The organism is Imperialibacter sp. (assembly GCF_048007035.1).
Classification (GTDB): Bacteria; Bacteroidota; Bacteroidia; order Cytophagales; family Cyclobacteriaceae; genus Imperialibacter.
Genome location: NZ_CP180355.1, coordinates 1,231,071 through 1,244,691 on the forward strand (window position 1 = coordinate 1,231,071; position 13,621 = coordinate 1,244,691).

The 13,621-nt window shown below is 49.0% G+C and carries 10 protein-coding genes; all 10 read left to right on the plus strand.

Features of this window, described 5'->3' with window-relative positions; translation table 11 throughout:
* The first annotated feature begins 60 nt into the window (after positions 1 to 60).
* The 10 genes from ACMVP2_RS05600 to ACMVP2_RS05645 all read left to right on the plus strand — a co-directional run bounded on the left by ACMVP2_RS05600 (position 61) and on the right by ACMVP2_RS05645 (position 13,621).
* Positions 61 to 834, plus strand: coding sequence for a sialate O-acetylesterase (locus ACMVP2_RS05600; protein ID WP_416867001.1), 774 nt, complete (start codon positions 61 to 63; stop codon positions 832 to 834).
* A 113-nt stretch (positions 835 to 947) separates the two neighbouring features.
* Positions 948 to 1,934 carry an aldo/keto reductase gene (locus tag ACMVP2_RS05605; protein ID WP_416867002.1) on the plus strand — a complete coding sequence of 329 codons (987 nt, stop codon included), beginning with the start codon at positions 948 to 950 and terminating at the stop codon, positions 1,932 to 1,934.
* 31 nt (positions 1,935 to 1,965) lie between these two features.
* On the plus strand, positions 1,966 to 3,783 hold the full coding sequence (locus ACMVP2_RS05610; protein WP_416867003.1) for a DUF885 domain-containing protein: 1,818 nt from the start codon (positions 1,966 to 1,968) through the stop codon (positions 3,781 to 3,783).
* Between the two features lie 19 nt (positions 3,784 to 3,802).
* Positions 3,803 to 4,420 (plus strand): M23 family metallopeptidase, encoded by a 618-nt coding sequence (locus ACMVP2_RS05615; RefSeq protein ID WP_416867004.1) that lies wholly within the window; start codon positions 3,803 to 3,805, stop codon positions 4,418 to 4,420.
* Between the two features lie 130 nt (positions 4,421 to 4,550).
* Positions 4,551 to 6,794 carry a CehA/McbA family metallohydrolase gene (locus ACMVP2_RS05620; protein ID WP_416867005.1) on the plus strand — a complete coding sequence of 748 codons (2,244 nt, stop codon included), beginning with the start codon at positions 4,551 to 4,553 and terminating at the stop codon, positions 6,792 to 6,794.
* Between the two features lie 266 nt (positions 6,795 to 7,060).
* Complete coding sequence (locus ACMVP2_RS05625) at positions 7,061 to 8,353, plus strand: Gfo/Idh/MocA family protein (protein ID WP_416867006.1); 1,293 nt, start codon at positions 7,061 to 7,063, stop codon at positions 8,351 to 8,353.
* A 256-nt stretch (positions 8,354 to 8,609) separates the two neighbouring features.
* Positions 8,610 to 9,164: a hypothetical protein gene (locus ACMVP2_RS05630; RefSeq protein WP_339787225.1), complete on the plus strand. Its 555-nt coding sequence runs from the start codon at positions 8,610 to 8,612 to the stop codon at positions 9,162 to 9,164.
* A 96-nt stretch (positions 9,165 to 9,260) separates the two neighbouring features.
* Complete coding sequence (locus ACMVP2_RS05635; protein WP_416867007.1) at positions 9,261 to 11,657, plus strand: TonB-dependent receptor; 2,397 nt, start codon at positions 9,261 to 9,263, stop codon at positions 11,655 to 11,657.
* Positions 11,658 to 11,715: 58 nt separating this feature from the next.
* Positions 11,716 to 12,594 (plus strand): heme/hemin ABC transporter substrate-binding protein, encoded by an 879-nt coding sequence (locus ACMVP2_RS05640; RefSeq protein WP_339787229.1) that lies wholly within the window; start codon positions 11,716 to 11,718, stop codon positions 12,592 to 12,594.
* Positions 12,578 to 13,621: an iron ABC transporter permease gene (locus tag ACMVP2_RS05645; protein ID WP_339787232.1), complete on the plus strand. Its 1,044-nt coding sequence runs from the start codon at positions 12,578 to 12,580 to the stop codon at positions 13,619 to 13,621. The genes ACMVP2_RS05640 and ACMVP2_RS05645 overlap by 17 nt, the downstream gene beginning before the upstream one ends.

Here is a 13,621-nt window from a genome sequence, read left to right on the forward strand (position 1 = left end):
TCTCGGTGTAAAACAGGCACTTTGTGTATATTGAACTTTCGCCTAACTCATCGAGCTACTATGAATGCTACCCCTCTAAAGCTGGTCCTTTTTATTTGTGTTCTTGCTACGCTGCAGGCCTGCCAGCAACAAAGGCCCCAAACCTGGGTTTTCATCATGGCAGGCCAGTCGAACATGGCAGGCAGAGGTATTGTAGAACCGCAGGACACGGTTACTAACCCCAGGATACTGACAATAGATTCGCTGGGTAACGTAATCAAAGCCAAAGAGCCGCTGCACTTTTACGAACCAAGCAGGGTGGGCCTCGACTGCGGCTTGTCTTTTGCCAAAACCCTTCTGCCTCAACTTCCTGAAAACGACACCATCATGATCATACCTACTGCCGTTGGTGGCAGTGCCATGTCGCAATGGTTGGGCGATTCGCTTTACCGAAATGTGAAGCTGCTTTCTAACTTCAAAGAAAAGGTAGCGATTGGAAGGCAGCACGGAGAAATCAAGGCCATTCTCTGGCATCAGGGAGAAAGCGACGCCAACGAAAAATCCATAGCAGCCTATCCGGGCAAAATCCCCCAGTTGTTGAGCACCTTCCGGTCCATAGTGCAAAACGACTCGTTGCCGATTTTTATGGGAGAGCTTGGCAGCTATTCCAACAACAACGACTACTGGCAGATGGTGAACAGAGCGATTCACGAGTATGCCGCCACCGACCAAAATGTATCAGTGATTGGCACCCAGGGTTTGATTCATAAAGGCGACAGCGTGCACTTCAATTCCGAGGGACAACGGGAAATTGGGAAGAGGTTTGCTAATGCCTATAGGAGAACGGTTAAGTAGAGACATATGAATTTTCCGGCCCCATTACCCCGTACCCTAAAGGGAGGAGACCGGAAAATTCTCCAACAACGGTAACAGTGAACCCTATTCTATTAAAAAATGAGCGACAGTACATGAACTACAGAACTTTAGGCAAAACCAACTTCAATATCTCAGAAATCTTGCTGGGCACCTGGCAGGTGGGCGGCAAATGGGGCTCGCCATTTAACGATGCCGAAGCTGATAAAATCATCAATACGGCTATCGATCGGGGCGTCAACTTCATTGACACAGCCGATGTATACGAAAACGGCCTGAGTGAAACGGCAGTAGGTCGGGTAGTTCGCTCCCGATCAGAACGCATTTACGTAGCCAGCAAATGCGGCAGACAAATCAGCCCGCACACTAACGAAGGCTACCAACCCAAGGTGCTCCAGAAGTTTGTGGAAGATAGCCTCAGGCGAACAGGCCTGGAAGCGCTGGATTTGATCCAGCTGCACTGCCCCCCTACTGAGGTCTACTATCGCCCCGAAATATTTGAGCTGTTTGAGCGACTGAAAGAGCAGGGGAAAATTCTCAATTTGGGCGTCAGCGTTGAAAAAGTGGAAGAAGCGTTGAAAGCCATTGAGTACGACAATGTGGCTACCGTGCAGATCATCTTTAACCTGTTTCGTCAGAGGCCTTCAGAGCTGTTTTTCAAAGAAGCTAAAAGAAGGAATGTGGGCATCATTGTGAGGGTTCCGCTGGCCAGCGGCTTGCTCACCGGCACTTATCATGCAAAAACAACTTTCGATTCGGGAGATCACCGAAACTTCAATAGGAACGGGGAGAAATTCGACAAAGGAGAGACTTTTTCGGGTATTGACTATGACCTGGGCTTGAAAGCCGTTGGTGAACTGAAGGCACTATTTCCCGGCATGACCAATCTGGCACCCATTGCTCTCCGGTGGATACTTGGCTTTGAGGAAGTAAGCTGCATTATTCCCGGCGCATCGAAGGTTGAGCAGGTGTTGTCCAATTTATCCACCTACGACACGCCGCCACTTACAACAGCGCAGGTAATGGCGATGAACAAAATTTATGAAGCATACATCAAAAAAGAGGTGCACCAATTGTGGTGAGTACCCATTTCCGAAGCACTAAATCAACTTTATGAAGTCAATTAATGCCTGTTTTTTCGCAATGTTGCTAATAGCTGGCAGCTGCTCAAGCCCGAAACCCACTCAGCCACCAGGACCCAACCCTGTCATCGATAGCCTTTTTGAAGCGTACAATCAATTCAAGCTGCGCATCAACCCCATAGAAGCCACCAAAGCAGGTGAATCTGAATACAACGACAAGGTAGCCAACTTCATTGCTGACGACTACCAGGAAGACCTTATAGAGAACTACACCCATTTTCTCGAGGCGCTTAGTGAATACGACTCCACCATGGTGAGCCCGTCGCAGTGGATGAGCATGCAGGTGATGGCCTGGGACTGTGACATTAAGCGGGAAGGCCTCACCAACAAGATTGTGACCATGGCTTCGCCGATCTACAATTTGCCCAACTTCGAGCTCATGCCCGTCCTTCAAATCCAGTCGCTGCACCTTTACTTTTCGCAGCTGGCCGGGGGGCAAAGTGTACAGCCTTTCAACACAGTGCAAGACTATGACAACTGGCTTAGGCGGATTGATGCGTACCTGCCCTTCCTCGATACCTGCATAGTGAAAATGAAAGAGGGCATCGCCACGGGTGTCGTGCCTCCCAAAACGCTTATTAAGAAAACGATTCCTCAGCTGGATGGCTTTATCAATGACCCGCTGTCCGATCACTTGTATTACGCCCCTATTCGCCAGATGCCTGAGAGCTTTTCATCAGAAGAGAAGGAAAGGCTCGCCAGCGCTTACAGCGACGCCATTCAAAACAAGCTCAAACCGAAGTACAAAGAGCTGCAAGACTTTCTCTTGGATAGCTATTTGCCTGCTGGCACAGAGACCTCGGGTCTTGGGGCTTTACCCAATGGTCCCGAAACGTACAACTACCTGTTGAGGCTGCACACCACCACCAACCTGACGGCTGACGAGATTCATGAGTTGGGCAAAAGTGAAGTAAAAAGGATTTTGGCTGAAATGGAAAAGGCGAAAGCTGCGACCGGCTTTGAAGGCGACCTGAAGGCCTTCTTTGAGCATGTGCGTACCAGCAAAAGCCAAATGCCTTACACCGAACCAGAGCAGGTGATTGCCAGTTTCAACACAATAAGGGCACGTGTCGAAGCCAGACTGGTGGAGGTATTTGACCTGAAGCCCAAAGCCACTTTCGAAGTGCGAAGAACGGAAGCGTTTCGGGAAGCCTCGGCTAGCGCAGAGTACGTGCCTGGCAGCAAAGATGCCACGAGGCCAGGCACCTTTTATGTGCCCATCCCTGATGTAACAAGCTACAACAAGTTTTCAGATGAGGCCCTGTTTCTGCATGAAGCTGTGCCGGGGCATCACTATCAGCTTTCGCTGCAGCAGGAAAACACTGACCTGCCTGAGTTCCTGCATCCGGAGAGCCTGGGTGTGTTTGTGGAGGGTTGGGCCTTGTATGCCGAGTCGCTGGGTAAAGAGCTTGGACTGTATGAAGACGCTTACCAGTATTTCGGCATGCTCAGCATGGAAATGCACCGGGCGATCCGGCTGGTGGTCGACACCGGTATCCATGCCAAAGGCTGGACAAGAGAAGAAGCGATCCAATATTCGCTCGACAATGAAGCAGAATCCGAAGCCTCCATTATTGCGTCCATCGAGCGCTACATGGCCACACCCGGGCAGGCCGTTTCGTACAAAATAGGCCAGCTGAAAATTCAGGAGTTGAGAAAAAAGGCTGAGGCCGCTCTTGGTGATAAATTTAGCGTCAGGGAGTTTCACAATCAGGTGTTAAACTCAGGGAGTTTGCCCCTGGTTCTTCTGGAAAAGAAAATCAATGGCTGGATGGAGAAAATCAGGTAACTGATTGATAATAGAAACAATGAATACCGTATCAAATATCAGTCTATCCGTGCTACTATCAGTTTTCGCTTTACTCAGAAGTGAAGGCAACCTTTTTATACCTCTCCAAGCGATCGACCGAAGTTCAACGAATTCCATAGTGCTGACCGACATTGGCGAATTCGGCTTGCTGAGAAATGAAAGACCCGGCATTCCCGCGCACTATCACACTGGCATTGATATCAAAAGACCTTCAGGCAACTATATCAATGAACCCATTTTCTCCATCATGGAAGGCGTGATTATCAGCAAACGAACAGACGGGCCATATGCCCAACTAATTATTGAACATCAGGATGAAAGGGGAAAATTTTGGACTCTCTACGAACACATAGCTGGTATTGAGGTAGAGCTTTATCAACCAGTAACCCCCGATAGACCGATAGCACGGTTCATGAACACAATGGAGCTGGATAAATATGGCTGGCAGTTTGACCACTTTCATTTTGAAGTATTGAAAGTGGCACCAATTCCTCTCCAAAAAGACAGAACGAAACCAGAAAGGCATTTTTCTTCATATACATTGGTTTGCTATACCAGAGAGGACTTGAGAAAGTACTTTCATCATCCTTTGGAGTTTTTGAGCGAGCGGTTATAACCGAATGCTGTAGCAATAGCTTCAGGATTGCCGTTTTGTCAATTCTGCAAATGGCAGAAGAACTGATGGCCGAGAGTCCGTCAATTTTTTCTATTTTTATTGAACACCCAAAGTCAAGCATCTCTCAACTATGGCAAAGCCTACTCCTGTACTACTGTTCCTTTTTGTTTTTTGTTTTAACACTAACACTCCCACGGAAGCACACCCAAGGCACTCCGACCCCGTGCTGGCAGAACTGAACGATTACCTCATGGCCATACAACTCCTGAGGATTGACGACCCAGCTGCGGCACGGTTGTTCAATATCTGGGATGAGCTTAGGGTAGCATCGTGGCAGATCCGTGAGCTGACCGATGAGCAAAACCTGCTAATGGTCGACAGCAAGGTGATGAAGCAAATAGGTGCAACCAGAGCTAAGCAAAAGCACCTTTTGGAAGAATGTCGAGCCTACTTTGCCGGAATGGCCCGGAAAGGTCCTTCGTTAAATGTGGTGATTGACCAGTCGATCAAAAGCTCGTCAGAAGCACCGGTAGTAAATGTGCAAGTCGGGCATTTCAAAGTAGTGGTTATCGAAATTGAAAATCGCCGGAGCATGGCCACAGAACTAGTCATGAAAGCCGATTTGAGCGATGAGATATTGTTTTGGAATAAGACCATCACCCTGGCTCCGGAGTCAATTGGCTACACCTTTGCCGTTTGCACGCCGCTCACTGAGAAGGCATTGACTCAAACCATCCAAATGAGCGATAGTCTTGGAAACATGGCGTCAGCCACCATACGGATGCAGGGTATCCCCATGCAGGATCCTCCATTTTCGTTGCTCCCTGCCAATAATGCGTACAAGGTAGTGCTTCCAGCGCCCGGGCGGTCACCCGCCAAAAGGGATGTTCCATTTAAAGAAGGAATCAAATTCACGATTACAGATAAGCTTAGCGGCCAACCGCTGGCCACTCGCATTGAGGTGAAAGACGCTGCAAACAAAAGCTATTGGACGCCCATTAAAGGGCCTTCCTACGCTGTAGGCCGAAACGAAAACGATGGCTGGAGATCCATTTTTTGGGAATATCAGCCAGGGCCATACTTCTACATCGACGGCAAAGCAGAGCTCGGCGTGTCCCCTGCTGGAAAAACAGCCACTATCTATCATGGCTTTGAGTACAACCCAGTGACGGTGAAGGTGCCCGAAAGTGGCGTTATAGATGTTGCCATGGAACGATGGATCAACATGCCTGAGTTGGGCTGGTACTCTGGCCAAACGCACATCCACACCACCGACGTAGGCATACCAGTTCAATTCAGTCAATACTGGCCTTTGATTTCCAAAAGTGAAGACCTCAATGTGTCAGCCATCCTCACCCTGAAAGGCGAGTGGGAAACGCACGCCATTTATGCCAACGAATTTCCCATGGGCGAAAGGAAGGCGTTTAGTACAGCGGAGCATTTGATCACCTATGGAGAAGAGTTTCGAAACAACCCCTATGGTCATCTGGCCTTTCTGGGGCTGAATGAACTGATTCAACCTATTAGCTCTGGTGCTGTAGGTGAGCTGGGCGGCCCCGATTATCCACCCAATTCTTATATTCTGGATGAAGCCATCGAGCAGGGCGCCACCACCATTGCCGCCCATTTTGGAAACTTCAAAGGCACAGACCAAATCAAAACGCCCTGGCCTTCCTCGGGATTTGAGATGCCGGTTGATATTGCATTGGGCAAGATCCAAATGGCAGAAATAGCCGGCAACGGAGGGCAGCAGGATATCTGGTACGACATCCTCAATTGTGGCTTCAGAATACCGGCCACCGCCGGGCCCGACTGGATCATCAAAGATACGCCAAGGGTGTATGTGAACCTGGAAGACGAGCCCTTCACATTAGACAACTGGCGAAAAGGCTTGCAGCAAGGAAAAAGCTTTATCACCAACGGCCCTATGCTCTTTTTCACAGTGAATGCCGAGCAGCCGGGAAGTGTGTTGAAAACAGGCAAAACGCCAGCAACCTTTGAGGTGATGACAGAGGCGCTCACTCCCAAAGGAAATGTGCCCGTAGAGATTGTCTTCAACGGCAAAATGATTGCCAGCACTACTGATAAGGTTACAAAAATTACGCTGGAAGACTCCGGCTGGCTGGCCATTAGGTGTGGGGGAGCTCACTCAAATCCGGTGTATGTTGACTTTGAAGGCAGGCCCGCTGGCTACGCCGAACCAGCACAAAGATTCATTGCCATCATCGACCGGTTGGCCGAATGGGTAGAAACAAAGGGTCTTTTCTATGAAGCCGACCAAAAGAAGGTTGTGCTGGAAGAGCTGAGCAAAGGGAAAGCAGTATACGCCAAGATAATAGCGCAGGCGGAGAGGCTGGGAAGGAAGATAGAGTAGGCACCAACCTAGGGAGCAAAAGCTTCCTCTCACCAAAGTGGCCTGCAAACGCTTCGCTCAGTCATTGAGAAATTGGGCGATGCCCTGCAAGGGATGTACACAAAGTTATTACGTGTATCCGGTAAATTAACCGGATTCCATTCAATTATTGCCAAAACGAGAAGTGTCAACGCCGGACTGTCGATTATTTAATAACATGATGGCCTTGATGATGGATAAACCAATTAAAAAACCAAAATTAGGGTGTTGAAACAAATTGTACTCTCATGAAAAGAAGACTCTTCCTCAAAAATACTGCACTAGCTGCCTCCTCTATCGCTTTCTTGTCCTCTTCCTCCTGGGCCAGGGTCAAGGTCGACCGGCTAAGAACTGCCCACATTGGCGTAGGAGGCATGGGTGGCGAAGACCTCAAGTCGATCTCATCGCACAAGCTGGTCGACGTAACTGCCCTTTGCGATGTAGACGCCAACAACCTGAAGGCCGCCAATAAACTTCATAAAGGCGCCAAAGTATTTTCGGACTACAGAAGACTCTTTGACGAAATTGGGAAAAGCATTGACGCTGTGATCGTGTCAACGCCTGACCACACCCATGCGCCCGCATCCATGCTGGCGATGCAAATGGGTAAGCCTGTTTATTGTCAGAAGCCCCTCACCCACCACGTGTCAGAAGCCAGGGCCATGCGCAAGATGGCCGAAGACAACAAGCTGATTACCCAAATGGGTATACAGATTCACTCCTGGAATCAGTACCGTGGCACTGTTGACCTGATCCAGTCAGGCATTATCGGGAAAGTACAGACCGTAAGGGCGTGGTCCAACAAAAACTGGGGCTTCGACGGTCCTGCACCAACAGGCAGCGACACTGTGCCAACCACACTGGACTGGAACCTCTGGCTGGGAACGGCACCTGAAAGAGCCTACAAAGAAGGCTACTACCACCCTGGCAACTGGAGAAAAATAGTGGACTACGGCTGCGGCACCCTGGGCGACATGGGCGTTCACATTTTCGACACCCCCTACACCGCACTGGCGCTCGACGTGCCTAAGACCATCACCACAAGTTGCCGAAAGCCAACAGGCTTTGGCCACCCGGAAAAGAACGTGGTGACGTACGAATTCCCTGCCACAAAATTTACCACCGACAACTTCAAGTGGGTGTGGTACGACGGAGTGGATGCGCCTGACAGCCATGAAGAGCTTGCCATGCCGGGTACCGATAAACTTCCGGATCAGGGCGCTATGTTTATTGGTGAAAAGGGTAGACTACTTTTGCCTCATATCGACTATCCAAAATTGATTGTTGACGGCAAATATGAGAAGGTTGATTTTCCTGACCTCCCTAAAGCAGATCATTACCACCAATTCGTGGACGCCTGCCTCGGCAAGGACAAGACCAGTGCGCCGTTCTCTTACGCTGCCCGATTAACGGAGGCCATCCTTTTGGGCGTAGTGGCCAACCGCTTTCCCGATCAAACCCTGAATTGGAACAACAAAGACCAAAAATTTGCAGAAGCAGCTGCGAACAAGCTGCTGGAGGCACCTTACAGAAAGTTTTAATGTTGATGACATAAGTTCCCATGCACCGGAAGAGTGATTTTCCGGTGCTTTCATGGAGATGGCAATTAACTACCTCCCCTCTGTCTTCAGGAGTATGGCACCCCCATCTGTCAACCCATTGTGTCGAAGAACTGCACCCAACGTCCACTTGTAACAAATCGCCGGATGGCCTTCAGATGTCGGAGAGAAATGACCTAAATTTATTGCTTCTAATTGAATGGCACAGGTGCAGAAAATGGAGTTTAGCTAACTAAAGATGACATTGCCCAATGACATAGCGAAGCGAAACTGTGCTTACGTATTCCTGTTTAGCTTTCTGTTCAATTATTTTGGTATATGCACCATATTCGAGGTTCAGCAGTTCATAATACGACGGGAAGTAAAAGAGCAGATCGAGGCTGGAGTACCTGATGATAAGCTTCACAAGCTCTCTTTCGCAGTTGATCAAATACCTAACCTCGAGTGGGAAGAAGAAGGAAGAGAATTCCGCTTCAAAGGTCAAATGTACGACATCGTTCGCAGGGAAGTAGTAGCTGATTCGGTTTACTACTTCTGCATCAACGATGTGAAAGAAACCAACCTTGTGATGCTGGACGAGCTGGTGCGAAAACACATGGACGACGACAGTGGCCCCATTAGCAAAACCACAAGAAAGGTCACCAAAACGGTCAAGTCACTTAAATTTTCAGCCTCCGAAAAGTTGTTCACTTACGGGATACTTGTTCCAAAATCTACCATCGACTCATCATTTGCTCATTTCTATTCCTCACCATGCATCGAACTGGTAGGCCCACCCCCAAAATCTGTTTAGCCATTTCTTAGTGAACGAGGGTATTGCATCTTTTCTGTAGCAAAGATACAGGAGTGCTATGCCTGTGATTATTCAGAATAAACAAACAGATAAATAATGAGACACATATTTTTACTCACATTGAGTATGCTGGTGACGTATGCGTCATTGGCTCAGAATGGGCAGCTAAAAGGAAAGGTGGTTGATGCATCGACCAACGCTCCGCTGGCAGCTGCTACTATTGAAATTGACGGAAAAGGGAGAACAACCACTAATGACAACGGAGAGTTCTCGGTTGATTGCGCAGGTTCAGCCATCGTTCGGGTAAGCTACGTAGGCTATGAAACCTTTTCAAAAACAGCAGACTGCGCCACTGAGCTTGTCATTTCACTGATTTCTTCAACAAAAAGTCTCCAGGAAGTGGAAGTTACGGCTCTTTCAAACCCCAACCGATCACTACTTGAGCAGCCCATCTCTATTGTGAAGCTGGGCAGCCAGGAGCTTAAGCGGTCAACAGGTCTTTTTTTCGATGACGCTATCAATACCAGCGTTCCCGGTGTGTTTATGGAAAGAAGAACGATCTCGGGTGGTCAGCAGATCAATATCAGAGGCTACGGCAGCGGAATGGGCTTCCGTGGTATTAGCAGTAACTTCGACTCTCAGGGGGTGAAGATGTACCTGAACGGGATTCCGATTACCGACGCCGAGGGCATCACAGTGATGGATGATGTTGACTATGGCTCGGTGAGTAACCTGGAGGTGAGCAAGGGGCCTTCGGGCACTTTGTATGGGCTGGCAATATCCGGCGTTGTGAACCTGCAAACACAGAAAGCCGAAAAAGACCAAACCTCTATTGGAGAAGACTTCATGGTAGGAAGCTACGGTTTGCAACGCTCCACTACCCGATTGGCCATCGGAGGCGAAAAGTCATCGTTTCTGATTAACTACGGACACCAGAAATATGACGGATTTATGCCTCACACCAGGTCGCACAAGAACTTTGTGAACATGATGGGAGACTATATGCTGAACGATAAGCAGAGCATGACCTCATACCTGGGTTTTAGCGACAGCTATGATGAGAGAAATGGTGAGCTAACGCAAGAACAATATGAAACTTTCGACTATTCTGGCAACAGCCGCTACATCGCCAACAATGCGCATTCGGCGGTTAAAACCTTCAGAGCAGGCGTCGGGCACACCTATCATTTCAACGACCATGTTTCCAACACCACTTCCTTGTTCGGTTCAGCACAAGAAATGGACAACAGCTCTGCCGGAGGCTGGACAGACAAAACCCCGCTGAATTATGGCTTCCGATCTACTTTTGACAAGCAGTTCAAACTATCTGAAGCCGTAACCCTTTCTGGCATTACAGGCGTGGAGATGCAGCAGATGGAGGCCTTTACAGCTGGCTATGGTATGGGCGCTGACAGCACCAACCTGAGTGGCTACAATGTCATTACAGCTATCAGAAGCAATCAGGCGACGACAAGCTCCACCTCCTCCTATTTCACTCAGTGGACTTTGTCGCTACCTTCGGATATCGGCGTCACAGCAGGCATTGGCATCAGCAACATGAAGCTGCGCCTGGAAGATCGACTTTGGGGACTTACCAACGACCACCCTGGGAATGCCAGGCTGAAAACCTATGAAAACACCTATAACGGGCTGGCATCGCCTAACTTTGCCATCAATAAAAAGATCAGCAAAGTGGCCTCGGTGTATGCTTCTTACTCTGTGGGTTACAAGGCCCCGGTTAGCTCCAATATCCTGATTTCAACCACGGGCCAGCTCAACACAGGCCTGGGGCCGGAGAAAGGCATTCAGATCGAGATCGGCACCAAAGGAAGCATGATGGACAACCGATTGTTTTATACAATCGCAGGTTTCAATGCCAAATTCCAGGACAAGTTCACCAATGTAACCGTGCAGAACCCGTGGAACACTGCTACACTGTACTCTTACATTGTTAATGGCGGCAGCCTGAACAATACAGGGCTTGAAGTATTGGTGAACTACAACGTAGTGAGTTCCAATACCGGTTTCCTGAAGCTCTTGCGTCCTTTTGTTAACCTGACTTACTCTCACTTTACCTACGACAATTTCACCTACGAAACCGTGGGAAAAAGTGTAGCCAATCTGGACAGCACCATAGTCAACGAGTATTCAGGCAATGCTGTTGCAGGCGTTTCTCCCGTGGTGTTCAATCTTGGCGTAGATGTAGATACGAAGCCCGGCTTGTACGGAAACTTAAATTTCAACTACCGTAGTTCTATGTTCTACACATCGGATGAAGTGAATGAAACAGAGGCCTACAGCCTGCTGAACATCAAAGCAGGCTTCAGGAAATCCTTCGGGCACTTCAATTTGGATGCTTATTTCGGTGCCAATAACATCACCGGAGAGCAGTACTACCAAATGGTGTTTGTAAACCAGATTCCTGACGCCTATATCCCAGCTCCCAACGAAATCAATTTCTTTGGAGGTGTGAACCTGAAATACACCTTCTAATCCATTTAGAGAGTAGCAGCCAGAGCGCCGCTACTCTCTTTTTTAAATCCGATTAACTATGAAAAAGCTATACTTAGTAGCCATTGTCGCTCTCCTGCTTGCAGGCTGTGGGCGCTTTGGCAATGAAGATAAAAAGACAAACAACGCCGAAAGGATCGTGTGCATTGCCAAGCAGTACACCGAGATCATTTTTGCACTTGGAGCAGAGAAGGACATCGCCGCAGTAGATGTCTCGAGCACCTACCCTCCTGAGGCCACAGAGCTACCAACCGTTGGTTACCACCGGGCGCTGAGCGCTGAAGGCGTACTTGCCGCAAAACCGACTTTGATCATTCATGATAACAATATCGGCCCTGAGCATGTCGTAAAACAGTTGGAGGATCTTAAAATCCCCATGAAAGTGTTTGACACCAAAGATGAAGACATTGAAAGCACCAAGGCGTTGATGAAGGAAATGGGACAGTACTTTCACAAAGAAGCCGCCGCCGATTCGCTTTGCAAAAAACTGGATGCCGATATGAAACTAGCGCTGGATAACACGGCCAATTATGCCGATTCACTGAATGTGCTGGTAATCCATTTTGGTCAGGCATCCAACGTATTTTTGGTGATGACGAAGAAAAGCACCGCTGCCAAAATGATTAATTGGGCAGGTGCCAAAATGGCCGTAGATGACGAAAGGGGCATGCGTCAGCTATCTGCTGAGGTCGTGGCTGCGTCCAACCCCGATGTCATCCTCCTCACCGACTTTGGCTATGATAGACTGGGAACTTCAGAAAAGATCATGGAGCTGCCTGGCATTGCGGGCACCAAAGCCGCACAGAACAACAGAATTTATCGGGTGGAAGAACATGACATGGTGTATATCGGCCCCAGAACCGGGGAAAATGTACTGATGCTTCAAAAGCTAATTCATCAGGATGAAGCTCAACTTTAAAAAGCGGGGCGTCCTCCTCGTTCTGCTGATACTGCTGGCCATCACAGCCTTTCTTTCTGCCAGGTTTGGGGCCATCAATATCAGCTCTGATGAAATCAGCTCCTCGCTGGGCAAATATCTGAGCGGAGCCGATACCGACGCAAGTAGTATGCCTCTGAATGAGCGAATTTTCATGGACATCCGTCTGCCCCGGGCTTTGCTTTGCCTGCTTGTGGGTGCTAGCCTGGCAGTAGGCGGCACCCTTATGCAAGCTTTGTTTCGTAACCCCATTGTAGAGCCAGGGCTTATCGGAACCTCTAGTGGAGCTGCCTTTGGAGCTGCCCTGTATTTTGTACTCGGCGCTACCTTCCAACTCGATACCGGTGAATGGACATTGCCATTGGCAGCTTCAGCTGGAGCAGTTGTCTCTACCTACCTGGTTTTTCTACTCTCCGAATCCAAAGAAACTGGAAAAAGCTCCGTCGTCGTGCTACTGCTGATTGGCATAGCCATCAATGCCCTGTTCATGAGCGGGGTTGGCTTCCTCTCCTACATCGCCCGTGACCCGCAGGCCCGGTCGATTACCTTCTGGGGCATGGGCACGCTGTCCGGTGCCAACTGGCATTCCGTGACTATCGTAGGCATCTCTACCTTTGCTTGCATCGGACTGTCGATGCGCTACTCCAAACACCTCAATGCCCTTATGATTGGAGAAACAGAAGCCATGTACCTCGGCATCAATATCAGAAGATTGAAGCTGATCATTCTTACTATTAATGTGGTGATGATTGCAGTAGCGACCGCTTTTGTCGGGGTTATCAGCTTTGTTGGGCTTATCGTGCCTCATCTGTTGCGCATGATCAGCGGCTCCGACAACAGGGTGCTGATCAGAGACAGCGCCCTTTTGGGTGCCATCATCCTTAGTCTAGCCGACCTCACCGCCCGAATGGTGCTGCGTCCTGCTGAGCTGCCCATTGGCATTGTTACCTCAGTCGTTGGCGTTCCCATTTTCATCATTCTCCTGCGAAGGAAAAACTACTTCTTTTGA